The organism is Pedobacter immunditicola, assembly GCF_037482985.1.
In the GTDB taxonomy this organism is placed as follows: Bacteria; Bacteroidota; Bacteroidia; order Sphingobacteriales; family Sphingobacteriaceae; genus Pedobacter; species Pedobacter immunditicola.
Window position 1 is genome coordinate 157,397 of sequence record NZ_JBBHKC010000001.1, and the last position, 24,320, is coordinate 181,716.

The 24,320-nt window shown below is 39.7% G+C and carries 16 protein-coding genes and 1 tRNA gene; 10 read left to right on the forward strand and 7 right to left on the reverse strand.

Translation table 11 applies throughout. The annotated features are described in order from the left end of the window. Positions 1-156 precede the first annotated feature (156 nt). Positions 157-441: a DUF3817 domain-containing protein gene (locus WG905_RS00710; protein ID WP_339589764.1), complete on the forward strand. Its 285-nt coding sequence runs from the start codon at positions 157-159 to the stop codon at positions 439-441. Between the two features lie 60 nt (positions 442-501). Next, positions 502-581: transfer RNA gene (locus WG905_RS00715), tRNA-Leu, on the forward strand. Between the two features lie 107 nt (positions 582-688). Here WG905_RS00715 and WG905_RS00720 read toward each other — a convergent pair. The 3 genes from WG905_RS00720 to WG905_RS00730 all read right to left on the reverse strand — a co-directional run bounded on the left by WG905_RS00720 (position 689) and on the right by WG905_RS00730 (position 4,276). After that, positions 689-1,738 (reverse strand): HNH endonuclease, encoded by a 1,050-nt coding sequence (locus tag WG905_RS00720; RefSeq protein ID WP_339589765.1) that lies wholly within the window; start codon positions 1,736-1,738, stop codon positions 689-691. A 7-nt stretch (positions 1,739-1,745) separates the two neighbouring features. After that, on the reverse strand, positions 1,746-2,771 hold the full coding sequence (locus WG905_RS00725) for a hypothetical protein (protein WP_339589766.1): 1,026 nt from the start codon (positions 2,769-2,771) through the stop codon (positions 1,746-1,748). 794 nt (positions 2,772-3,565) lie between these two features. Continuing rightward, positions 3,566-4,276 (reverse strand): CPBP family intramembrane glutamic endopeptidase, encoded by a 711-nt coding sequence (locus WG905_RS00730; RefSeq protein ID WP_339589767.1) that lies wholly within the window; start codon positions 4,274-4,276, stop codon positions 3,566-3,568. Positions 4,277-4,377: 101 nt separating this feature from the next. On the opposite strand from WG905_RS00730, the gene WG905_RS00735 reads away from it, so the two are divergent. Then, positions 4,378-4,848 (forward strand): helix-turn-helix domain-containing protein, encoded by a 471-nt coding sequence (locus tag WG905_RS00735; RefSeq protein WP_339589768.1) that lies wholly within the window; start codon positions 4,378-4,380, stop codon positions 4,846-4,848. Positions 4,849-5,156: 308 nt separating this feature from the next. Here WG905_RS00735 and WG905_RS00740 read toward each other — a convergent pair whose 3' ends face one another. Next, on the reverse strand, positions 5,157-6,536 hold the full coding sequence (locus tag WG905_RS00740) for a hypothetical protein (RefSeq protein ID WP_339589769.1): 1,380 nt from the start codon (positions 6,534-6,536) through the stop codon (positions 5,157-5,159). 107 nt (positions 6,537-6,643) lie between these two features. Between WG905_RS00740 and WG905_RS00745 the strand changes: the two genes are divergently transcribed. From WG905_RS00745 to WG905_RS00765, 5 genes are read left to right on the forward strand one after another with little or no spacing between them, the layout of a single operon-like run. Continuing rightward, a complete protein-coding gene (locus WG905_RS00745) occupies positions 6,644-7,366 on the forward strand; it encodes a hypothetical protein (RefSeq protein ID WP_339589770.1) in 723 nt (240 codons plus the stop codon). 24 nt (positions 7,367-7,390) lie between these two features. Continuing rightward, entirely contained in the window at positions 7,391-7,999 is a 609-nt protein-coding gene (locus tag WG905_RS00750) for a hypothetical protein (RefSeq protein WP_339589771.1), read from the forward strand. Beyond that, positions 7,996-8,640 carry a condensin complex protein MksE gene (locus WG905_RS00755; RefSeq protein ID WP_339589772.1) on the forward strand — a complete coding sequence of 215 codons (645 nt, stop codon included), beginning with the start codon at positions 7,996-7,998 and terminating at the stop codon, positions 8,638-8,640. The genes WG905_RS00750 and WG905_RS00755 overlap by 4 nt, the downstream gene beginning before the upstream one ends. Further along, entirely contained in the window at positions 8,612-11,851 is a 3,240-nt protein-coding gene (locus tag WG905_RS00760; RefSeq protein ID WP_339589773.1) for a hypothetical protein, read from the forward strand. The genes WG905_RS00755 and WG905_RS00760 overlap by 29 nt, the downstream gene beginning before the upstream one ends. Further along, positions 11,848-12,810 carry a hypothetical protein gene (locus WG905_RS00765; protein WP_339589774.1) on the forward strand — a complete coding sequence of 321 codons (963 nt, stop codon included), beginning with the start codon at positions 11,848-11,850 and terminating at the stop codon, positions 12,808-12,810. Before WG905_RS00760 ends, WG905_RS00765 begins: the two co-directional genes overlap by 4 nt. Before the next feature lie 616 nt (positions 12,811-13,426). Here WG905_RS00765 and WG905_RS00770 read toward each other — a convergent pair. Next, the gene (locus tag WG905_RS00770; RefSeq protein WP_339589775.1) at positions 13,427-14,068 is read right to left on the reverse strand and encodes a hypothetical protein; all 642 of its coding nucleotides are present in this window, start codon (positions 14,066-14,068) and stop codon (positions 13,427-13,429) included. Between the two features lie 494 nt (positions 14,069-14,562). On the opposite strand from WG905_RS00770, the gene WG905_RS00775 reads away from it, so the two are divergent. Further along, on the forward strand, positions 14,563-15,450 hold the full coding sequence (locus WG905_RS00775; RefSeq protein ID WP_339589776.1) for a DUF4145 domain-containing protein: 888 nt from the start codon (positions 14,563-14,565) through the stop codon (positions 15,448-15,450). A 174-nt stretch (positions 15,451-15,624) separates the two neighbouring features. Beyond that, the gene (locus tag WG905_RS00780) at positions 15,625-20,220 is read left to right on the forward strand and encodes an AAA family ATPase (RefSeq protein WP_339589777.1); all 4,596 of its coding nucleotides are present in this window, start codon (positions 15,625-15,627) and stop codon (positions 20,218-20,220) included. A 409-nt stretch (positions 20,221-20,629) separates the two neighbouring features. Here WG905_RS00780 and WG905_RS00785 read toward each other — a convergent pair whose 3' ends face one another. Beyond that, positions 20,630-21,865 carry a DUF3999 family protein gene (locus tag WG905_RS00785; protein WP_339589778.1) on the reverse strand — a complete coding sequence of 412 codons (1,236 nt, stop codon included), beginning with the start codon at positions 21,863-21,865 and terminating at the stop codon, positions 20,630-20,632. After that, on the reverse strand, positions 21,846-24,152 hold the full coding sequence (locus WG905_RS00790) for a DUF2339 domain-containing protein (protein WP_339589779.1): 2,307 nt from the start codon (positions 24,150-24,152) through the stop codon (positions 21,846-21,848). The genes WG905_RS00785 and WG905_RS00790 overlap by 20 nt, the downstream gene beginning before the upstream one ends. Positions 24,153-24,320 lie beyond the last annotated feature (168 nt).

Below are 24,320 nucleotides of genomic sequence, written 5' to 3' on the forward strand. Positions count from 1 at the left end.
GTTTGGCTGATCAATTAAGCTGTTTGGTCGGTTTGCTCAATTAGCTGTTTGGTTAGTTAATTGTAAACTACAGGTTTGCTGATTGTCAAAATGCGAAGTTTTAATTTTTAAACAGTTAGTTTACTGTATTTTCGACCCGAACAATTAATTCAAAATATGAATACCATATCCGTTTTTAGAAAAATTGCTATTTTAGAGGGGATCTCTTATATCCTTTTGTTGTTTATTGCTATGCCGCTTAAGTATTGGGCTGATATGCCGCTTGCTGTTAAGTATACTGGCTGGGCTCATGGTTTGCTGTTTGTATTGTACATCGCATTTTTCATAATGGCCTGGGTTGAAGCTAAATGGAGTGTTGGCAAGGGTGTGTTAATTGTAGGTGCTTCTTTATTGCCTTTTGCACCGTTTTACGTTGATAAGAAATTGAAAGAAAATAATTAAAATAAATCTTGCTTATACAGGGTGTAAAGAATATATTTGCAACCCCGCAATAAGGGAAATGCCCAGCTGGCGGAATTGGTAGACGCGCTGGTCTCAAACACCAGTGGGAAACCGTGCCGGTTCGACTCCGGCGCTGGGTACAGATCCCTCTTTACGAAAGTAGAGAGGGATTTTTGGTTTAATTATTGCCAATTTTATGTTTATCTGGCGCGTAATCTCGGCTACCGTATTGGTTAGACCTGAGTTACTATGATTCATCCACAATTTCATAAGTGCTAGTACCATCAAGATCATTGAAAGTAAAGTCAATTTCCGCTCCCTTAAAAGGCTCAGGAGAATGCATATCCATTAGCGTAAGTTTCATACGGCCAAACCCATGCTCTAAATCTAACAAGCTTGGAATGTAAGGGATATTCATCTTTAAAGAAGAATCATCCTTCTTACATAAAGGTATTGGAACTTGGAACAAGAAGTTACTGTAAGTGAGTCTAAGCATCATATAGGGCATATCCGCCGGTCCAGTAACATTTTTTTTGACAAGTATAGCCGATAGTTCGGCAAATTGATCTATCGAGGAAGACTTTCCGTGAACCAGCCAAAGGTATTTTAAATTGAAGTCGCCGGACTGGTGGTTTTCTTCGTTAAGCCAGGTGATGGTATCTTTGAAATCGAGAATATCTTCCTCTGGCATAATAGTGACAGCAATCTTTACTAAGCATTTGAACACTGCAAGAGGAATAAACGTTGGCATCTTCTGTTCAATTTTTAACGTTCTTGTCTTCTGATCATAATCCAGATTTTCGTCAGGAATATCTTTCCAATCCACAAATGATCCGGTGGTTTCAATGATTGCATCACTGGATTTGAACTTTGGATAGCCTCTCTTACCACGGACACCAGAAACGGTATGTTCAAGGTGCATGAACCCAGCGAATTGGTTTTCCAACATTCTGCCGAACTTGCCATTACAACCGTCACATTCCCTATCTGTGAATAAAATGTTGTTTCCAATAAAATGTGGGATTGCATGAGCTTTACTTTTGAAGCTAACTTCAGGTTTGGTTTTCCCGCAGTATCGGCATATAAAGACGCCTTTACCTAAAGTTTGTCTAATGCTGGCGTCGTTTATATGGTAAGATGCTACCGGATTATATACCTTCATGATTTCGTTGAGGCCATATAAGGCCTCTTTGTTCATGTCAGTACTGTTGTCGCTATAGTTATAATACATCGGGATATAAATATTAAAATTTGTGGTCAGACATGGTAATAATAAAATAGTATGTAGCAGTTTCAATTTTGATTTATAAAATGAAGATTTTACTGCCAAAAGTCTCGAAGAGAATGATCTTTTCGAATTTATTACTGGTCTGTATTTCCTTAAGCTCTTGAAGATCGAAGCCAGAGAAGCTGCTAACTCCATCAATTATTACCAGCAACCAGCATGAGTTCAGTGCCGTGGCCGAAATATAATTGTCGAATTTTGCTTCTTTCGCCAGAATCCGTGCATTCAGTAAATCAACAAAACCCTCTTTGGCAATATATTCTTCGGCTAAAATCAGGTCGATTCTCGAATCCTGACTCGTTGTAATAACAACATCTTCAATAAATATTGGCTTTTCAAGTGCTCTTTCTAAAAGTAAACTCTCGATATAGTCAGCAATTGCAATTGACATTTGCTTTTTTTCCTTACGTGTGAACTTCCGATTGTGAAAATTACTTCCGTTGATAACCGGTTTAGAAAAATTAATGAAAATGTTAACTGTCCGTTTGTAGTCGAGATTTCTATTCTTTAAAATAATCTCCGCTTCTGTTATAAGCTGTTTTGCACTGTTAAACGCAGCTTTTAAAGTTGGGTTTATTAGCCGAGTATGTTCAATGCCGATTGTTCGGCCAGACAATTGTACTGTAAAGTCCGGATACTCCAAGGGTTCGTCTGGGATAATCAAACCCAGCTTGTCTGGCCAAGCTATAATGAAGCGCCCTATGTCTTTTAACTCTTCAAATTTATCTGCGCTCGTATGAGCCTGGCCTTTTAGAAATGCCTTATAAGGTGCGATAAGTTCAGAAACTTGCATCCAATTATTCCGGTTCCTTTCAAATTCAGATTTTATATCCATAGGCGGAAGTTGATCCACAGAGACACCATACACCTCAGCGATTCTTTGCCTAATTTCTTCTTCAGTGCCTTGGTTTGAAATCTTAAAAGTCTTCCTTATCAGGATTGGCTCAGTGGGTTCTCCCTCAAGATTCTTTAAAAAATCACCGATTAGTGTATCCCGGTCTTCAGGAGACAGTTTTTCAAAAAATGTCATAAAATCTGTTTTCATGGAACCAGTGCTAGTACTATTAAATCTAAGAATATTTACAATACTCGAAACATAATCGGCCGACTTTCTTGTAGCCCTTTTGTTTTTATTGTAGTATAATCTGCATAAACACAATTTCAATTTTCGATAAAAACCGTAATAAATGCGTACCGGAGTAAGTCTTGCGGTTTCAAAAATAGTTCGTAAAGTGCTTTTACATGTCAGAAAAGCATATATTATCTAATACTAGGGATAGTGTGCTAGAAGACTTAGAATCTTTTGGTCGGTGGTTTGGATCCAACCTTATCAAACACTTAAAGATCTTAATCTGACTAGGTCTTTCCGTTTTCAAGTGTTTTAACTTTTGCGTCTGCTGTTAATCTTCCTGTTGCATGATTCTTGATTTTTAATTGTTAATTATTTTTTACGTTTTTCTTTTTTTACCAGCCCCCCGGATGGTTTTGCAATGGAGGAGCGTTAAGAAACTAATCAAGGAATAAGGGGCCGGTAAAGAAAATGAAGGGATTTAAGTCTCGAAGGGTGGCGTAGCGGGAGCGCAGCCATTATGGCCGTTCATTCGGGCGGGCACTTTCCTTCGATGAGGCTTTCTACCACCTCCTTTTGAAAGGCTTCGGATAGTTGGTCGATTAAAAGCGGCCAGCCCATTCCATAGAAAAACTTAATGAGCATCAATGGAATCAATGTCAAAATTTGAATAGCGATTATTTACTTTGGTTTTTCTTATTAGACAGATATCATTACACAAAAATGAAGGTATTTTTTACAGCACGTATGTAGGTATATTAAAATTGATGTTAGCTGTTAGTGGTCTTGTGAGCAGAAAGCTTTTGTTTTTTTGAAAGTCCATTAAGATACCAGAATGTAAGAATTGGTAATGCGAATACCTGAAATAGAAAAGTTAACCACGATAAAACGCCTTGCAATTGGTTTTCATTTGCCCTTACAAACATTGCTTGAAAATTGTTACTGTTAGAGAAAACAACAGTAAAAAACATATTCCACCCGAAATGCAAACCTATTGGCAAGTAAACAGATCCTGTCCTGGCAAATGCGAAAGCCCACGAAAATCCAACAATTGCTGTCATCAAAAAAGTAACGGTCATCATGATTGGATTTCCAAATAAGTTATAAGTGAACCAATGATAAATACCAAAGCAAACCGCCGAGAGAATGCATGCTTTTATAACGCCTAACTTTTTAATTGCGATGTAAAGTAGAGCGCCTCTAAAAATTAATTCTTCATATAAGACGGATATTAAGGTCCACCTTAAACTCTCCAGTATTCCTTTTCCTGTTACTTGTTTATTTAATACCCAGCTATTATTAACAAATGCTGTTGTCATCATTAGATATATAGTACAACAGAATCCTGCTATTAAAAGTCCAAAGGCTAAATCGGTCGTCCTGTTTTTTGTTGGTTTAAACCCTAAAATAGAGAGATGCTTTTTGCAAATAAACCAAAGTAAGAGCCATGAAATGATTAGTTCGCCTATAATTCCTGCCATTGTGATAAGATTAAACTTTTAAAGATTATTAATTGATTACCCTAACATCATGAATAAGCTAGGTCGCTTCCAGGGTGCAAATTAGTATATTAGTTACTGATTTGAATAATTTCACCACAAATGCCGCCCAAATGTCGTTAAATGCCGTACCAGAAATTGCGCTGTTAAATAAACAACAAATTGCTATGATGATTAAAGAAGCGCATCTAAAAAAACCTCTAACACAAAAGGAATTAGCAGATAGGGCAGGCATCAGCCTCCGCTCGCTTCAGCGCATTGAAAAAGCTGATGTATTGCCAAGGAATTATACCTGGCACCAACTGGCAGCACATGTTGACTTGTCGCTATCTTTGCCAGCTGTAGCGGAAGAACCCGTGGTTCAGACTCTGACTCAGCTTAGCACGGCCAGAAAATGGATACTTAGCTTTAGTTCATTTGCTGCACTTGTTTTGTCTTTTGGTGCTTACGTTTTGCAGTCGCTTACTTTTCCGGAAACTCAATTTGAAACCTGCTTAATGTTGTTAGCTGGGTGCGTAATTTATGCTATAATCCTTTATCGCGTATGGAAGTAGATATATCAAGCGCACAAAAACTACACGTTATTAGTTACATAAAAACGAAGCTTTAAGTGTAATCTTGAAATTCATGCCACGTAGGTTTTGGATCTGTAAAATATTACGATAGATAGTTACACAAAAATAGTAATATTGTTATCGATTATTTAGACAAGGGCAATGCGTACATTAGGGTAAGAACCGCACTAAATTACAAAGTGTTTTTAATCACTGCAAGATGTACCTTTGTAATACGTTAATTTCTTTGCCTATCATAAACAGGATGATCAAATCAAAACTCCGAGGCTTGAAAAAGAGGAATGCTACTAGACAACATGGTTTGGATGCCGGATCGCGACCTTAAGGTTGTAGGTGTTTAAGTGATTGTTGTATTCGTCCAAATGGCATACAAGGAGATAATTATTGTATGCCATTTGGTACTTCTTTCCTTTGAGAATTTTATTGATTAACTCGACAGGCACAGTATCCCCGGAGAAAACTTCGTCGAACAGGAGCGTAAAATATTTGACAAAAACCTTGTGAGCATTTCCTTTTTTACTGCGGTCAAAAACTTTTAAAATCAGTTCAATTTGGGTAACCACCGTTTTAGTTCCAGTTACCTCGTATATGATGTCATTGGCAAAATAATCACCTGAAAGATGAAAGGTCGATGATATGGCGCCCCAGGAATCGTCGTAATGATTTACGTATTGACCTGCACCCAGCAAATGGACCTTCATAAAATCCCTGGAAAGATACGGTGACCAGCCATTAGTTAAGAGAACTTCAGGTGGATTCGCCTCAGCCGTTTGGAGTTCTTTAACATCCTTTATTGAATTTAGAACTTCCTGCCTGGTTGTAGGTCGACGAATGAAACACTGCTGCTCCCACCTTTTTATGCCTGCAAGGTTGTTAATGAAATGAAGCACAAGCATCCACTTGGTAAAAACTAAGAGTTGAGGGGGCTTGATTCGGCTGTTGATTGTGGTGAAGGTTTTTTCAAACCTCATGTAGACCGCTAGCAAATACAGAAATGGAATCAGCATCAGAGTAAGCTCTAGAGATAAGGCAAACTGTTCAAAATAAGCGAATGTCCAGTACTGCAAAAAATTTTCATACAGATGTATGCAAACTAACAAAATCATTCCCAAAGAAATTGCTGCGTCGATTTTTTTGAAGATCTTATGAACCTGCACCTGTTCCGGCTTTTGGCTAAAGAAGATCAGGCCTTTTAGAAACAATACAAGGGCCGCTAACAATAATTCCTTCCACAGAGCATAAGTATGCAGCCCCATGACAAATTCCAATAAGATTGTTATCTGGCCCAGCTCGACTAGTGTCGTCTTAAAATACTGCTTTATATCTGGTGCTCGTCCAGCCTTGTACATTGAGGGCAATGCAGCGAAAATCATCCAGACAATCGTGTCTTTGAGCAGGCTAAAATCCCACATCCCGATTTTAGAAAGTAGCGTAACACATATACCAGTATATAATATAGTCAGTGCATAAATAATTAAGAAGTGTTTTATAAACAAAGCACTAAGCACTGGCTTAAAGTCTTTGCTCATGCCCTTGTTGAAGCAGGAAAAAATAAAAAAAACGATGCCTAAAAAGATATAGGCAAGTTCTCTAGTATTGAAAACTTCGGAGAGTGTCATGAACAAAGATACGCATCTCCTTGAAAATGGACAGAAGTTTCCAGCCATACTTTACATCGGTAGGCATTTTGGCAAAAAAGGCCGCACGTTGAATGGTAACTGTTCAATATTTTGAATTAAAATCGTAAATTTATTTTTTATCAATATCTGCGCTCTTGGATAATTTTAATGAAACGGCTTTTGATTTTTTAAAGGAAATATCAAAAGGCTCAACCTACAATCTTCTTTTTCCTGACCCCAGGGCTGGTATTGCTGTGATCTGGCTATATGAGCGGATAGAGAGCGGTTCTTTTCCGGACAAAACCTTTACCGAAAACGATGTCCATCAGGCGCTTTCTTTTGCCGCAAAGGTAAATGGTATTACCGAGAGGAACTCTTGGGAATTCAATAATAGGCTGATCGCAGACCTTCAGGAATATTTTTTATACTATGATGAAACAAGGCAGGTTTACAAATTAAAGGAGTATGCAAACGAGTTCTGCAGGCGGGCCAGTAATACATTGAAGGCAAGCTTTGACCCGACAATCATAGAAAAGATCTGCCTTGCCCTGAGGGAGAAATTAGAAGACCTAAAAATCCGCAATAATCTTGGGGATTGGTTTGCAATTCATTTTCGGACATTTCAGCCCCAGCTCCGCCAACAGATAGATTTTTTGGACCGCCAGATCGATCACTCGGTAATCGAAATGAGACAGAACTTAAGTGCAAAGAGCAGGGATATTACATTAATGCTAAAGCAGATCGATGAGCGGTTTGACCTCATCAGAAAGCAAAACAATGAGCTCAGGGCGGGGTTTAGTGAGATGGATCAGATCAGACGAAAACTGGAATCCATCTCAATAGAAAACGAAGATGACAAGTTGGGCGATCTTATCTAAAGTGCGATCTCATTTTTTCAGGAAATGAAACAGACACTCTCTCTGGTAGATAGTAGGTTAGATAGGGTACAACCCAAAGTTAAACAGCTGTTTTCCAATCTTAACAAACCGCTATTCAACGCCAGGATCGAAAGGTTTTTAACCCACCTTATCGATTACAGCAAGTTGACAACAGTTAAAAAGGCTACTAAGCGGCCCATTGACTTGCCAACTGGAATCCCCGGTTTAAAAGTCTACCAGGATAGAATGAACTTCTGCATTTTTGAGCGTAAACGGGATCTTTTTCCCCTAAAGGCAACAAAACGTTTCGTAGCAGAAGAGGACGAGGAAGCCAGGGCAACAGTGTTTAGGTCATTTAGTAACAAGCTTCAACAACAGGACGCTATATCAATCTGGATCGATAAGATCATGAACGATCTGGTTCCCGCCGGTAAGTTGAAATTTTCCAACTATTTTTTTCTGTGCATGGGGGAAGATGAAACAGAGGATATTGCTCTGGGTATCGGTCTTGCATATAGATGCCTAAAAGTTTTTGGTCAGCATCCCAGATATAACCTAACGGTTACCGATGAACTCGTAATAGGGACAGGAACAAATATTTCCCTTTGGGAGATGATAATTGAAAAGAAATGAATGAAGCACTAAAGTTTTTGATGCATGAGGATGCTCCTCGTCTGTTTTCTAAGGTTGATTATGCGCTAAAAAATGGGATTCATATACAGGATTATAGAACCCAAACTGAAATATTCGGCTTTATAAACGAGAATTTTCAAAGCATGCGGCTCTATTACGAAGAATACTTCGACATCGTGCTAGATCATGGTGGTGAAACGGTTGAAAAATATTTCTTCATTGATTTTATAGCGAAATCAAGGGGGGGCATACCTGAGGACAATAGGCATTTTTTACCAAACGAGTATGTCATTATCGGCTTTCTCTTATTCAAGGTTATTTTTATAGATGGCTACATTGAACTCAATACGGTCAGTCGCTTCCAGCGTATGTTAAGGTTGGATTACGAGGAGCTGAAACCTGGTATCTACAGAACTCTTGCAAAAGCCAGACGGGACAAAAATACCCACATGGATGATGAACGGGTCGATAAGATAATTGCAGGTGCAATGGATGAATTTCGCAAAATTGGCTGGATTGTTTTTGAAGGCGAACTATTTGATGTTATGCCCTCATTTCAGCGTTTGCCAAAGATTTATGGCGACTATATAAATAACATAGAATCATGGCTAAATGAAGAAAAAGATGAAAAGCTATCCTAGAATTTTTAGCCTATCTACACTTGGGCTTATCCACCATCAGGAATTTGATTACCGCTTCCACGAATTCCGTACGGATTTCGTCGGTGAAAGCGGTGCTGGCAAGAGTATGATCGCCGATCTTTTGCAGCTTATCTTCGTCGGCTCAGATGCATTTGAGTCCGCTACAAAAGCAACAGGAGAACGAAAACCCACCGGCATGGTACTTGAAGAATCTGGAAAGTCCCGCTCCAACAGCATAGGGTATGCCTTTTTGAACATTGAGGTCGCAATTCAGAAGTACCTAGTGATCGGAACCTGCATAGAAACAGGAAATCGTTCGACACACAGTTTTATCATCCAGCAGGGGTTTGATTATGATCCGATAATTCCTTTGAGCAATCCCATAGTGTATGCTGATTTCCTAAAGGATGATCAGATCTTGCCTATTGATCTTCTGAAAGACCATGTTCTTGAACGCGGTTATTTTTGTGAATCCTGGCTTAAACCCAAAAAGTTCCACGAGATCCTTTTCAAAGAGCAGATCCTTCCTATGGATCTGGCCTCCGGCGATAGATTGCTTAAAGATTATGCCAGTATCCTGCAGTCTTTCTCCAGGGGAAAGACACTTGATACCCAGAAGAGTGCGAGTATCAAGGACTTTCTGTTCGGACGTGAAAAGGCGCTGGAGATAAACGAAAAATTTAAGCAGGCCGTTCATGAATTGGAAGCCACTATCGGTGAGTATGGTAATAATGTTGAGGAGATCAAAAGGGTGACCCTAAAGCAGGCTGCCCTTATTGATTTGAAGGAAAAAATGAAAGAACGTGACCTGCTGTACTTTGATTACCGCAATAAAAAAATTGCTTATTTAAACCAGGAATATGATCTGGATCTTGATCGCCTGGAAAATATATTTGAAGAATATACTCATGCCAGTAAAAAAATCCCGGAAATCCAGGCTATCATCGAGAAAGGACTTGAAGATTCGGACAGCAATTTGCCTACCTTGTCCGAAAGGTTTCAGGTCATAGAGAACAAGTTGTTGAATCTAAAGCCGGCATATGATGGGGCAATATTCATTGAGGACAAACTATTTAAGCTACAATGTGATTTGAGTGGGCTTAAGGTGATCTATGCCAATAATATATCAAATGCTTCCCTCAAAAAAATCCTCAAAAATAGTTTTAGTACGCTCTCTGTTGAAAAAGTATTATCTCTATTCGAGGAAATTATGGCAGATGGAAATGGTGTCTTCTTTGCCAATTTAGACAGCAGGTTAGTTACAAAGGCTGAAGTTCTTGCCCAACAGATGCTGCTCAGCAGGTATCTGGATATCGATAATCCCGACTCACTTGCTTATTGGGCATTATCTCAAAAGCGTAGCTTTTCTAAAGAGGAGGAGAGTGTCATCCTCTCACTCCAGGAACTACCCCGCCACAAGCCTGATAGCCAGGAAGACTATCTTCCCTTGCCTGCTACCTTATTCCTCGAATTATCGATTTCCGATCGGGAAGATAACGGTTTCTGGATCGATTTACGGGGCATTAGAAAATACATAAAAAATGTTGAGCAACAGATATTGGAAGTTTTTGACCCTGGAAAAATCAGACGCTATTTCGACCAGATCGGGAAATCAACGGCTGAAAGCATCCGCAAGCTATCCAGCGAAGTCAAAGATCTTGAGCATCTTAAAAAGGTATTTCTCTCCCTGGATAATCAAAATGGACTTTTGTCTGCTTATCGCAAAAAAGAAATGCTAGAGGCTTATCATACCATTGATGACTTAAGCTTTGCTCATGAAGAAATGGAAAAGCTACTTGGCTATTTTGATAGAAAAGAAGCAGTTCTGGAAGAGTATAATTCCTATATCCTTGAAAAAAGTGACTTAGCTACGGACATTTTTAATGCCAGGAGTTATAAGACCCAGGTTGAGGGGATCGTAGTTGATCTGACTGAATCTTCGAAGGACCTGTTTCATATTCAGGGTGCAACTGATATCAAAAATTATTCACCGGTCCGTGAACACAGTGGGGATGACTGGTCATATGGAGGTCTTCAACCGGAGATTTCACTATTGCAACTCGATTTAAGACGTATCACCAGAGCGCTCCAGAAAGTAAATGAATGGGAAGAGAAACATACCAATTTTACCAAATCTGAACAAGAACTCACAAGACTTAAGGAGGAATATAAGAAAGATTATCCTGATCAGGATCCAATCGAAATGATTGGCAAACTTCGTGATCCAAAAGAAGCAAATACAGAATACATCAATTCAGAACAGGCCTGTTTGATAACTTATGGAGAGATTATCAAGGATTTTATTCCTTCAGAGGCTTATAAGCTTCATGAAAACGATGATTTTCTCTCGCTCAGTAAATCACTTCTCCCGGAAGCATTTGCCGAAGCGGTTTCCGGAGAAATCGATGGCGATGCTATTGAGGTAATCAGGCGGTACCTCATGCGGATCAACGATAAGAACAGACAGCTTAACGATCGAAAGATCCAAAAGATTAAGGACATTTTAGATGATGTGGATCACGCAATCACTGAACAGATGGAAGTGGTCCGCAGAATAGATAATTTTTTAAAGACAGGACATAATATTGCCGGAGGTTACCATGCAAGGCTCAAGAGAAACTTTGCCTTAGGCTTTCCAAAGGAATGGATGGATGCCTTTAAACAAAAAGTGGAAAAGGAAGTTGGATTATTTGCACCAGAGGACGGACTGGTAAACAGATTATCAAAAAGAGTTGGTCTCACCGAGATGATGATCGATGCCTTCCAGTTGTGTGGAGGTAATAGATCTCCAGATCTCAAGGTCGCTAAATTATTGGACCCAGCAAGTTATTACGACCTGAGCTTTACCATGGAGTCTGATTCCGGAAGGATAAATAAGGGAAGCACTGGCCAGACTTATGCGGCTATTGCGCTTTTGTGTATTGCCCGTTTATCTGTAATGAGCCGAGAAGAAGGAAAGAACCAGGGAAAGGCTGTAAGGGTAATGCCAATTGATGAGGCCGAAGGGCTGGGTTCTAATTATGATATGCTTTACGAAATTGCCCGGGAATTTGATTACCAGATTATCTCCATGTCGATCAACCCAGTGGGAAAATTCAATGAAAGGGATCAATATATTTATATGCTACATAAGAATATGGAAGTCGATGCACCAGTGAATTACCGCCCTGTAGGGATATTTTGTGATAATGATATTAAGAAAGGAATATGAAAGGAAACCAGGGATTGATCTGGCGGCATTACCGCGCGCTGAATGAACTATACCTCAAAGGGCAATCCTCTGCAAAGATATCCGCTAATCCCTTTATCGCTGCGGTACTGATCAGACAAAAAAAACTATTGCGGTTTAGAATGGGGAACCTTAAAATATTAGAAGCGCAACGGGGCTACAAAGAATATTATGAAAAAGAATTCAAGGAGGACTTCGAACGCTTCAATAATTTCTTATCAGCAAATGAACTGAGTCTTGATTCCAGACAAAAATATACAGCCCGGGACATTTTAACGCTAATGTTTATCGAGCAAAACAAGGATACCCTAAAGGACAATTTAACAACGGTTAGGAAATTCTCAAATGTGGTTTTTAAGGGGTTTGGTTCTAAGTATCTTGAGGAGCATCCAAGCCTGCACTCTGCAGTGTGCAAGCTCTTGGATATTTCTGCCTTTCCAGACAAGGATCCCAAGAATCTTCAATGGAGATTCATCGTAGATTGCATAAGCCCAAGGACCATAGTTCTATGTGAAAATCTGGCATTTCTGAAAACGCCATGGATTGCTAGAGAGCATGATGTTGAACTATGGTATGTCGGTGGTAGCAATACTGCAAATTTTGACTATCTCTCTAATGATAAGTTGCTATTGCCGATCTATTACTCTTGTGATTGGGACTATCATGGGCTTCATATATATCAAAATATAAAAGAGAAATTACTGAAAAAGGGCTGTGAGATTAAACTTCTTTATCCAGATAATCCTGACGAGCGGCTACCTGTGTTGATGGAGTATCATAAGAGTAGGTGGATTCCTGAACTGGAGCTATCTGGTTTGAGGCCAGAATTATTTTGTCAATCATATGTCCCACTTATACAGGATCTTATAAAAAATGATCAATGGATAGAAGAAGAATCTTTTGAATTTCTTAAGCTTTTAAAGTGTAATGGAGCAATTTAATTTAACAATGATAGAGGGTTTGAGGGGTGATTTTACTTTTTGGAGAAAAGGCAGTTATTTGCAATTTGAACACTTTCACTCGTAATTTCAGGACAGAACAATACCGCTAGTCCTTTTCAATAAGGAATGTATTTTCATAAACTTCTTGTTAGATCCACAGCTTTAAACATGTTTTACAATGAATTTTTTATATTAGTAAATTTAAAATTTAACGCTCAACCCCAAAATCAATGTTCATAACTAAAGTAAGCTGGAGAGCCGAAAGGAGCGATGCTTGGTCTATAGGAGAGGCCAAAGGATCAGATTTGCCCAAGTTTGCGTTTAGATGCGAGGTGGATGACGTGTAGAACAAATCAATTGGCTTTTTGAAAGTGAATTATCTGAAGCCGTATTATTATTGAAAAGTGATGAACCAGCTCCGATGGATTTTGCCTGGATGCCGCCATAGATATTTAGTTTAATGACCCAAGGCAATTCATTAGAATATACCACGATTTTAAATAGTTATGCTAAGCATTAATTAGGCGTTATTTTTACGAAGACTGGATAAGCAGTTATAGTCTCTGAAGTTGAATTTACATCAATACAAAATTTGCTTCACCTTAGGTAAGGGTCTTTATTCTCTCATCTTGAGATAGTTTCTTATGGGTGTCATTAAAATTCCAAGCGGAAAAAGTGGCATTTCTAGCGCGATTTCAGCGATTATTTTTTGTGTATGCATGGGGTTTATCCATTTGATCGGCCTAGATGTACTAATAGTAACATCGAGCGCGTTAAACTGTCCCTCGGTAGTAGTTGCGAGGATATCAAATTTGTAAATATCTTTGCGATTAAATGGCTTCAAATTGATGTCGAACGAGCTTATTTGATTTTCTAGAGATGGAAGTTGATTAATTTCAGTAACGTGATGTCGATCTGTACTGACAGCTTTCACATGAATTAATTTAACGTTTTGCGGGCATGTGATGCCAAACTCAAACTCTTCATAATCGTGTAAACCAGAGTTTATGATCTCAATGGTGCCGCTATAAAGATTTGAAAATGTGAAAACCTGGGATGACTCTTTTAAAGTGAGTTGAGAGTTTAACAGTTGATTTTCCTGAGCATCAAAGAACGATTTGATTTCAATTGAACGGGTTATTGATTGAATTTTATTCCGTCTGTTGTCAAAAAGTTGCTTTAAAAAAGCCCCGCAAGCTCCACCTCCTACAAGGCTAGCTAAAATTGGAACCCAACTGTAATTTTCAGGAAGCGCCATGGGTAGTTTGTTAATTTAGATTGAAATGTTACAGCTCGAAATTTACGGTAAATTTTCAATTAGATATACCTATTTCTTTGGTTCATTTATTTTCAAGCAGGCGCGGCTGTGTAAATTATATTTGAACTGATAGAGGCCCTAGCAAGGACGGTTTATTCCGGAACATGAGTATTATCTCCCTAATTGCCAAACTTTCATACAAAGAAATGAACCATCCAGTTAATACAAGTGAAATTATTACTTTTAAGGTATGAAAATAAAAGACACCCTTAAAATTCCAATTCATGGCTTTTGAAATTTTTAAAATTCATCAAGAGGTGTTTGAACTGCTGATAGATCTCATAGAAATGGTTGTAAATATTGCTTGGTTATTCTACAATATACTGCAGTTTGCGAATTCAAGATGCTTTTAATTACACATATGCAAGAAAATATCAACATCTGATAAACAGACGCGTCTAGTGGCTTTGCTTGTTTTCTACTATATTTATAAAATGAATAAAAAATATTTCTGTCAAAAGTGTAATGGAGCCAGAAATCATAAGGCTCTCTTCGAACTTAAGAAGTCCGGTGAGGAAGGTTATGGTTCTTTTCAATGGATACATTATCATAGGGTCATAGAATGCTTGGGGTGTGAAAACATTTCCTTTCTTTACGTTTACGGAGACAGTTCTATGATTAGAGAAGGAGAGCATGGTGAGCCGGATTATTACAATGAAGAAGAAATTTTTCCATATCATTTAACTAAAGGCCGCGAACTAACTCATAAATATATGATTCCGCAGAACATTAGGAATATCTATATAGAAACGATTAACGCTTTCAAAATCAAGTCTCTTTTGCTAACGGCGGCTGGATTCCGGGCAATCATTGAGGCGATTTGCAATCATTTGAAAATAAAAAAAGCCAATTTAGAAGAGAGAATTAATCTCTTGCACGATAAAGGTCACCTAACGAAAAGCGAATCTAGAAGATTGCATTCGATCAGGTTCCTAGGGAATAGTGCACTGCATGAAATTGCAATCCCTAAAATGGAACAATTGGATATTTTAGTGGATATCATCAACCATCTCTTGGGGAACCTTTTTATAAATGATAAGTTAATGAAAGATAAGCTAGAGACAGTGATTGATGAATATTTAGAATTCGTTCGGATAATCCAAAATCTGATCAAAAAAGATATGGTCGGTAGAGAAATTGAGTTAGATGAAATCTTAGGTGATTCAAGGAAGTTAATTTCTAAAACCAATTATAACGCTTTTAAAACGGAGTTTGTTAAAGATATTAAAAATGGAAAGTATAATTTTCTTCTAGTGGTAAATGATCAAAAACCAACACTAAGCATTATTAGCGCCCCGGAACTGGTTTTTTATTGGGAGTAGTAAAGTCTTGATGAAAGCAGATTTTCGCGATATTTCGGCATCCCCACATCCCGGAATGAGATCGAATACTCCATTTGCTCAATTTATAGGCTAATAGAGCCCATTACTAAACTAGACTTTTAGCAGTATCTTAGAGCAATCTACCTCTAATTTATTAGCCCATCATCATAAAAAATGGATCAATTGATTACATATGAAAATCTGCCCTTAGACGAAGCCAATACTGCATTAAAACCCGAACCGTTGGCCAATAAATCTTTCCCTTATAATGACTTGGCGGATGATCGGCGTTTTGAAGAAATACTCTACAACTTGGTTGGAGCTAAAATCAAAGCGGGAACTTTTGAGGGCTTTGACAACATTAGCCTGATGAGCGGAGTCCGTGAAAAGGGCCGAGACTGCGCATTGCTACGAGGCGGGAAAAATTATGGACTTATTCAATGTAAGAAGTACAAAAATAATTTGAGTAAAAAGGTCCTTGGTGAAGAAATCACCAAGTTTGTTCTGTATAGCCTGCTAGTCCCTAGTTTAATAGCAGACCGAAACGACTTTAGTTATTATATAGCCGTATCCACAGGCTTTGTATTGGAATGCAGCGATTTTATCGATGATTTCAATACATTAATTGCAGGAGAAAAGGAATTAAATTCTTGGATCGCTAAAAACTTGCGGCATCCAACACTCAGCCCTTTAAAGTTGGATAACATAGAATCTGAAGTCCGAGGTATTCTAACAAAAATCAAACTGTTGAAGATCTTGCCGCAAGATCTGGATGGATATCTCTACGAACCAGCTTGTACCCATTTGCAACCCCTGTTTTTTGAGGTACGCGTCCTTATAGATAATGAACCTGTGGAGAAGCTTATACGGGAAATGCGCACATTCAGCACCAACTATCTAAACAAAGAACAATTGGGCATAGAATTAACCAGGGGATCCTTCAGTTTGAAACATGAACGAAACGAATTTGAAGAAATTCCGGACTCCCATATACTAAGGCAGGAAACCAGTGAACTGCTGAAATGGTTGGAAAGCCCGGTGGAAAAAGACAAAAATGGAAAGAATCTGAATGTTTGCCTGCTTGCCGGCAATGCCGGGATGGGTAAGACAGTAATTCTCAAAGATCTTTATGACGAACTGACCAGCAAAAACGTTTCTGTGCTAGGCTTGAAAGCGGATAAACTGTATGCATCAAGCATAACAGAACTCCAGGAAAAAATAGGTCTGTCTATACCTATTTTTCAGTTTGTTGAACAGTGTAAACAAAAATACCAGCAGGTGGTATTGGTTGTCGATCAGATAGATGCGCTTTCGCAGGCTATGTCAGCTGACCGAAGTTTTCTGAATGTATATAAGTCCTTGATTGATAATTACACGCATGACCCGAATGTTCGTGTGATCATTTCTGTGCGAATATTTGATTTGCATTATGACCCTTCCCTACGAGTGTACAAAAACATTAAAACCGTAAAAGTTGAGTTATTGGATGAAAACGCCGTGCACAGGTTACTTTTGAAGATTGGCATTAAAGCCGATGAAATTTCCACTAAACTATTACGCCTGCTGCGTGTACCGAACCAGTTAAACATCTTTGCACGTATTGCCCCATCATTCAGTGGAAGTTTGGGTATCACCAATATCCAGGAACTCTACTACGAGCTTTGGCGGCAAAAGGTGATCACCAAACCCAGTACCCTGACGTTGAAAACCCAGCGAATAAAGCAACTGCTCTATAAGCTGGTGAAACACATGTTCAAGACTCAGCGAATATCGGTCAGTGAACACCATTTCGAAGATTTCGGTCCGGAGCTTTCGTATCTTGAAAGCGAGCGTCTGCTGAAAAAAGAAACCGGGGAGATCCAGTTCTTTCACCAAACCTTTTATGACTTTGTCTTCGCCAAGCGGTTTGTGGAGAAACGCGATGATCTGATAACCTACATCAAATCCCAGGAACAGTCTATCCTGATCCGTTCAGCAGTGAAAATGATCTTGAACTACTTGCGTGGTTATGACCATGAAAAATACATGCGGCTCATGAGTGGCTTAACGGACGATACGGAAACCTATTACCACATCAAACACATGCTGGTTTCCATGCTTGCCTTTAACGAACAACCAAGCGAAGGAGAAAAACATCTATTCACCAAAATTGTTTCGCAATCCGTTAATTTGACCTCACATTTCTTTGAACAAACGCGGTCAGACGAGTGGTTTAAGGTTTCGATAAGTAGCGGTTTGCTTTCATTTTTGCAAATTGAAGCGGAATTTAATGGCAAAGGATTTACAGATCTTGCTGAAGATGCCGAAAAACAAAAATTGGAACTAGGTTACCACCGGCACGTGGCGCGAATCTTTATGAGTCGTTTCATACAAAAGCAGCTACCAGAAGCCTGGTGTTTTTTGCCAACTATAAAAGATCAGGCGTTTATCAGAGCGATCCTTTATGATTTCAATGACTGGCAACTTGACCGTGCCTATGAAATCCTAGAATCTTGTGAAGATTTTGTCACTGTTGATCCCTTCGGATATTTCCAGATATTGGGAAAAATTGCAGGAGTCAGGCCTGGATATGCCTGGTCTAAAATCAAAGGCCCCTTATTGTCAGAGTCAAGCGACAAATCCTCTGATAAAGATTACGAAGCGCTTCAAGTGCTGAAAGAATTAAGTAAGCAAATTCCAGAACAAATGATCAGTACCCTGTCCCTGATCATAACAAAGAGCCTACATTGGGAAAACACCCTAAACCGACCTCTAGTAGGTGACTATACCTTCACCCGGGTCGATTTAGCCGATTCAGAAGATTTGTACGGACCGCAGTACCTATACCGGTTGCTGGCAGTCTGCCTCAAAAAAGCTGCAAAAGAGGGTGCCAAAGAGTTCCAAGCTTTTCTTTTGAAATATAAGCGATCGAAACACAAAGCGATGCTCCGCCTGATTGTATTTTCGTTATACACAAACGAACTGGAATATACCACAGAGGTATATGACTTGTTTATCTACCTACGGGAAATAGACCATTTAAAGGAAGGTGGAGATTTTAGTATCGAATTTCGAAAGCTGTTTGGAAAAACTTTTCCCTATTTTAATTCAGATCAGCAGGCAGAAGTCATCGATACCTTGAGAAACCTGGTCAATAAGGATGAGGCATTTGTTTTCAAAAGTGGGGCGAAGCCTCATCGTATTCATTATTGGGGCCGTGGAAAATACGCTTTCCTCTTGAAATTGCCACAAGAAACAATGGCTCATGACAAGACCTTGAAACGACAGTTCCAGGAGCTGGCACGAAAATTTGGTTCTTATCATGATAAATCAAGTTTGGGACTGGTTATGGCCGGCATCGTTCACAGCCCCTTGTCAAACGAAGCCTATTCAAAAATGTCAGTCGAACAATGGTTGAACAGTTTTCGTAAATATAACGACGACAGGGACCGATTCAATCCCGATCTTTTGAAGGGAGGCATTGAAGAGCACTCCAACGCATTCCAAGATGTTGCCCGGAAACGACCAGCGGATCTAATATTTTCGATTATTGAGCGTGCCATGGCTGAAAAGGATATTAAAATTATCTACCCCATTAAAGGATTGTGGGGTCTGGCTGAGACCAAAGTAGATCAGTCCCGCATGATTTCCTTATTCAAACGGCTACTCGCAGTTCCAGAAGGCAAAAAAGAAGTTCGGAACCTGTTGTACATTGCAAAACTTTTGGTCAGGAATGATCAGGATGACCCAGAACTTGTCGATTTCTTAATTGAACAGTCCGAAAATTATGAAGACCTCAAGGAAGTAAGGGAAGCGTCAAGCGGAGAGACTCAAATTGGTGGACTTGTTACCAGGGGGATCAATACCATACACGGTTCTGCAGCGCAGGCCTTACTGTTCATCCAGGATCCGGCAATGGAAGAGCGCGTATTTGCTGCGCTGGAAGAATTGCTGCAATCCGGCCCGAGAGAAACACGCGCGGCACTTTATTTTCGATTTGCTTACCTCAACCACCTGAACCGACACCGTGCTTATGAGCTTTTCCGTTCATCGCTGGTTAAGGAGTCAGATGTCTACGTCATAGCATCCTCACTATGGTCGCTTCAATTTATGGGTAATTACGACTTTTCCGGACTCAAACCAGTATATGATAAGTTAGTTCTAGCGGACAACCTCGGCTCTGATGACACGCATTGGCTTTTTTCTATACTCTACTTTTTCTACCTATTCAACAAGCCTGGAGCAGAAGAACTACTGTACAGATTACTCGATCAAAATGTCAAAAGCCGCTCCTGGGCTTTGAGTGAAGCGTGTAAACACTTTTACTTTAACGAGGAGTCGGCCGCCAAAACACGTCCACTGTTAATGCACCTGATCAATAAGTTTGCTAACGACGCAAATGACCCGCTACAAATAAAATTTCTGAACATAGACCACATCAAATTATCAGATATTTTTGATTTTATAGAGGCCTATATTAATTCCAAGAGTTTTAGCTTTTCATCAAGTCTGCTAAGCTACCTGACCCAGCAATGCAATTCCTCTCCCCTTGAGTGTATTAAGCTTTTTAACTGCGCCATTTTAAGAGTGAATCTTGATGGTGAAAATATGGGGCACATGCGGCAGGATGAAGATTTCACAAGGTTCATTGTCGGCGCGTATACAGCAATAAAGGGTACTGACGATATTAGCAAACACTATCGCAAGACCTTATTGCAGTCGTTCAATACCATCCTTAAAGATTATCGTTTTAGGGCGAAGGCAGAAAAGATACTGGAGGAATTGTTGTAAATACCAGTATTAATACTAGGTCGATACATCCGAATAATATAAAGGCAATCCTTAGGATTGGCCTTACACTACTCAGCTATTTACTTAATGATTAACACATTGATTTAGTAAATGCACAATTCATATTGCAAAGTATCTGGCGGGCGAATGTTACTGCACAGAAAAAACTATCTCCGAAAACAACGTTGAAGTTGAGTGTTAACGACCTGTTTTACACAAAGATCAATAAAGGTATTATCAATAACCTGGCACATACAGAAGCGAACTGGATCAACAGAAGTGATTCGAGGAACCTAGTACTTTTATTAAGCTACCGTTTTGGAAAAGTTTTTTCAACCCCGAAAAAACATTAAGGGTCTGGTGCGGACGCCGAAAAAAATAGGGTAAAAGACTAGCGGGGTGCGGTTGTTCAGCTTTTCAGCATTTTAAAAGAAAATCCGGCAAGAACAATGATTATTATTGTCATTAAAGCCCAAAGCCAGATTTTGTTTTCAAACAGCGGTTTGGCTGTTTTGAACTGATAGGCAGGGTTGTTTTCTTCTCTTTCTATATCTGCCGCATTCAACACTGTAGGAATCTTGTCCTCAAACTTGCCGATCTCATAATTAGGGCTACTGGCCTTTTGATCACCATAGTATAAGGCATAGCTGTAAGCCGAATCGTCAAAACGCGCGATCAGGTCAAAAGTATTTCCTTGGAGTTGCACCAGGCCGATCTGTAGGGGAGTATTATTATTGTTTTCAATAATCATGCGCAGCCGGACAGCAACCGTATTTGGAAAGTTAAATTCTGTTTTTTCGAGGGAAGTCAAAGTACCGCTGTACAAGTCGGCATAGTTGTATTGCATTCCCTTGTCAGTTTGGAAACTGTCCGTAGCGTATTCGATGCGGAAAGTACGGTAGAAGTCAAATGTACTAGAAATGTTAAGTTTAACGGCCGATACCGGAACGAGGCCCTTCAGGACCAGGTCTATTGTACTTTCCTTGGTCTCTTTGTTGTTTTTGATCCGCATGGACCTGAGCTTAACCTCCTTGTAGATGCCTTTTACGGTGTCAGTCTTTGCGATTTTGGCCGAGACCAGCTCGGGTTTCAGCTGACTCTTTAGCGAAATTCTAAAATATTGGTATTTGGAATCGGGGAAATTGAGGACGGTAAACTGGTAGTCCGTATGGCTGTTTTTAATCGACAAAATTCGGTAATCTTTCAATAGGGTGAACCAGGTCTTATTGTCGTTGCTGCCTTCAAGAAGTACTTTCCAGTCAAAATTATCCTGCTTGAAATCCAGGCGGATCTGGTTGATCACGCTGGGGTTGGCATCAGGCGACTGGAAAGTAAAGTAATATCCATTTTCTCCGGAACTCTGGTTGATCTGTGCAAAAGGAACTTCCTTGGTGCTCACCTGATCACTGCGTTGTTTCAGGAGGTAGGGAACTTCGACAGTGTCTTTTCCTTTTATCCCGAAAATCCGCAGGTCTTCAAAGCCAGGTTTGGTATGTGCAAAGAGTTCATCTGGCAATTCCGCAATATGCCATGTCGTACTAATTCCAGTTATTGATCTTTTAAATTTATAACCTGCAGTTTGTGCATGCAGTTGAGCCGCAATGGTGCAAAGCAGGACAATTAAGCTAATCTTTAATCTCGGCATCGTCGGTAATCAGGTGTTTATATTTATTATACAGGAAAGAAATAAGGAGCAGCAATACACCCAGTGACACAAAAACAATTGTCTTTGCGATGGTGTTTAGGTGGCCGATGTCATACAGGAACAGCTTCGCCAAAGTAACTGCAAATAAAGTAATTGCGCCAATCCTCAAGTGTTTTTTCTTTTTGGCCAGTCCCATGATGATTAAAAATAAAGCATATAAACCCCAAAGAATACTCAGGCCGAGTTTATAACTGCCGCTTAGTCTTTGCAGAGAAATGATATTGATCAACTCGCTGCTCAGGATCCACAGTAAGGAAATGTACAACACATAGTCAAATCCATTTTTAACCTTTCTTTTGAGTAAACCTGAACGGCTTAAATGGTAACATTGGAAGAGGAGCAGTGCAAAGAATGCCAATGAAACATAGCGAATACCAATATTGATGCCTCCGCTGGTAAAGAATTCGTTGTTTTGAAATAAATAATTATCGCGCAACATGCTCAGGTAATACAATCCCTGTGTCAGAAAAGCAAGTAGGACTACAAGATTAATCACCATACAAACCGTAGCCAGTGTCTCCAGCTTGATTTTTTTGAGGTTAGCTACCGTGAGCAGCGCAGCAAAAAACAAAGTATAAATGTAGATGCATGCTGTCTTTAATAATTCATAGTCAAAGTTAAACCGTCTAATAGGATAATTTGTCGCTCCTGCAGTCTCAATTTTGATCTGCGTTTTGACAAGTAGTCCATCGAAATATTTAACAATCTCCAGCCTGAAAGTCATGTAAGCCGCCACCAGCAAAATGGCTGGAATGAGATAGGTTAGCATGCTTTCTATCCGAACTGACTTTTCCGGATTGTCGTTTACCGTTTTGCTGATCTGGTACATCCAGGCAAATGCAGCGATGAAGATGCAGGCAGTCAGGAAGTCTACATTGAGCAATGGTCTAACAATTTCCTCGCTATACGTATAGGTATCATAGTTCTGCCAGTCATGCAGGAGACTTCCGAAAGCCAGAATAATCAGTGGCAGGGATAATTTCTCATAAATGGCAATATTCCTGATCCGGCCCAGATAAAAAAGCAAGGCAGCTTCGACAGTCCATAAAACGGTCACATAACCGCCATCCAGTTGAACAGGTACCGCCATGGTGATGAAGGTAATGACCATGGCCAGAATGAGGTAAAATATTTTTTTGTCTGCAAGCTTCTTCTTATAGATGACCAGGCTCACCATAAAATGAATGATGGCATTGCCTAATGTAAATAGTCCAAGTAATTGTGCACCTGTTGTATGGCTTTGGAGAATAAAGTAGCCGATGCCGTAATAAATGAAAGCATTCAGCAGGATGAGGGTAACATCACCTAAATCAAAGTTTTCCGCTTTGCTGATTTTGTAAGCCAGGCTGCTGACATAAAAAACCAGGAAGAAAACGGTGGAGAATGCAAGCCCGATGCTGAAATAATCACCTGAGTTAGGCGCGCTCAGCGCCCAGCCGAGGAAGATCAGCCAGCTGAGTCCGAAAGACACATACAATAACGGTTTCCAATACCTTTTAAAACTTACAATTAGAATTCCGATGTTGATGATGGCCATATAGCTAAACAGTACCAGTACGTTGCCAGAGCCATCGCTAAGCAAAAATGGTACGCCATAGGCACCTACGAGCCCAATGTGTGCAATCACTTGCTTGTTGTATTGCGTTGCAGCAATTACCGCGAAGGCAGTAAAGACAACCATTGTGGCAAAGGTGAGCGATTGCGGCATTAAACTATAAAGATCATAGGCAGCGTAGGTGATAAAATACAGGATGGCGATAGCGCCACTAATGAGCACTGCAGAGTAATTCTCATATTTTGCTTTCAATTTAATGGCAAAGCCCAAGAGAGCGGCACCGACGAAGTAGCCCAATATGATGCGGGTTAGTGGGCTGACCATATCGTGATCTATCGCGTATTTAGCACCAATGCCCACACCGATAATGAGGATAAGGATCCCGATCTTACTGATCAGATTCTCACCGACAAATTTCTCAAAGTCAGATTTACCCATGTTTTTGCGGCTAAACTGAGCAGAGAAAGAAGGCTGAGCGGCCACGGCAGCTTTTTGAACCGGCGCAGGTACTGGTGTCGACTGTTGTATTGGGTCTGCATCTGCGCTTAATAGAGACTGTATGTTCCTGATCTCCACTTTAAGCGCCTTGATCTCAGCGCCGAAGCCCTCTTGTCTTACCTGAAGGTTTTCCAGTTGCAGTAAAAGCGAGCCTAATTTATCGGAATGATTCATCCTTTTTCATTTTTGTGAGCATTATATTTTAAATATATCATTATAATATTGGCGGCGACAACGAATTTTATAAACTCAGCTATTTTCTCCGTTCAAACAAGCCGATGTCGAAGACCTTAGATAAAAATGCCGAATGACTGCCCATGGCTTAGGTATTATTAAAGGTTA

Bases quoted from the DNA above. Each gene is read 5' to 3' on its own strand.
- WG905_RS00710 (WP_339589764.1), top strand. From the start codon at position 157: ATGAATACCATATCCGTTTTTAGAAAAATTGCTATTTTAGAGGGGATC.
- WG905_RS00725 (WP_339589766.1), bottom strand. From the start codon at position 2,771: ATGAAAACAGATTTTATGACATTTTTTGAAAAACTGTCTCCTGAAGAC.
- WG905_RS00730 (WP_339589767.1), bottom strand. From the start codon at position 4,276: ATGGCAGGAATTATAGGCGAACTAATCATTTCATGGCTCTTACTTTGG.
- WG905_RS00740 (WP_339589769.1), bottom strand. From the start codon at position 6,536: ATGGCTGGAAACTTCTGTCCATTTTCAAGGAGATGCGTATCTTTGTTC.
- WG905_RS00750 (WP_339589771.1), top strand. From the start codon at position 7,391: ATGAAACAGACACTCTCTCTGGTAGATAGTAGGTTAGATAGGGTACAA.
- WG905_RS00755 (WP_339589772.1), top strand. From the start codon at position 7,996: ATGAATGAAGCACTAAAGTTTTTGATGCATGAGGATGCTCCTCGTCTG.
- WG905_RS00760 (WP_339589773.1), top strand. From the start codon at position 8,612: ATGAAGAAAAAGATGAAAAGCTATCCTAGAATTTTTAGCCTATCTACA.
- WG905_RS00765 (WP_339589774.1), top strand. From the start codon at position 11,848: ATGAAAGGAAACCAGGGATTGATCTGGCGGCATTACCGCGCGCTGAAT.
- WG905_RS00770 (WP_339589775.1), bottom strand. From the start codon at position 14,068: ATGGCGCTTCCTGAAAATTACAGTTGGGTTCCAATTTTAGCTAGCCTT.
- WG905_RS00775 (WP_339589776.1), top strand. From the start codon at position 14,563: ATGAATAAAAAATATTTCTGTCAAAAGTGTAATGGAGCCAGAAATCAT.
- WG905_RS00780 (WP_339589777.1), top strand. From the start codon at position 15,625: ATGGATCAATTGATTACATATGAAAATCTGCCCTTAGACGAAGCCAAT.
- WG905_RS00785 (WP_339589778.1), bottom strand. From the start codon at position 21,865: ATGCCGAGATTAAAGATTAGCTTAATTGTCCTGCTTTGCACCATTGCG.
- WG905_RS00790 (WP_339589779.1), bottom strand. From the start codon at position 24,152: ATGAATCATTCCGATAAATTAGGCTCGCTTTTACTGCAACTGGAAAAC.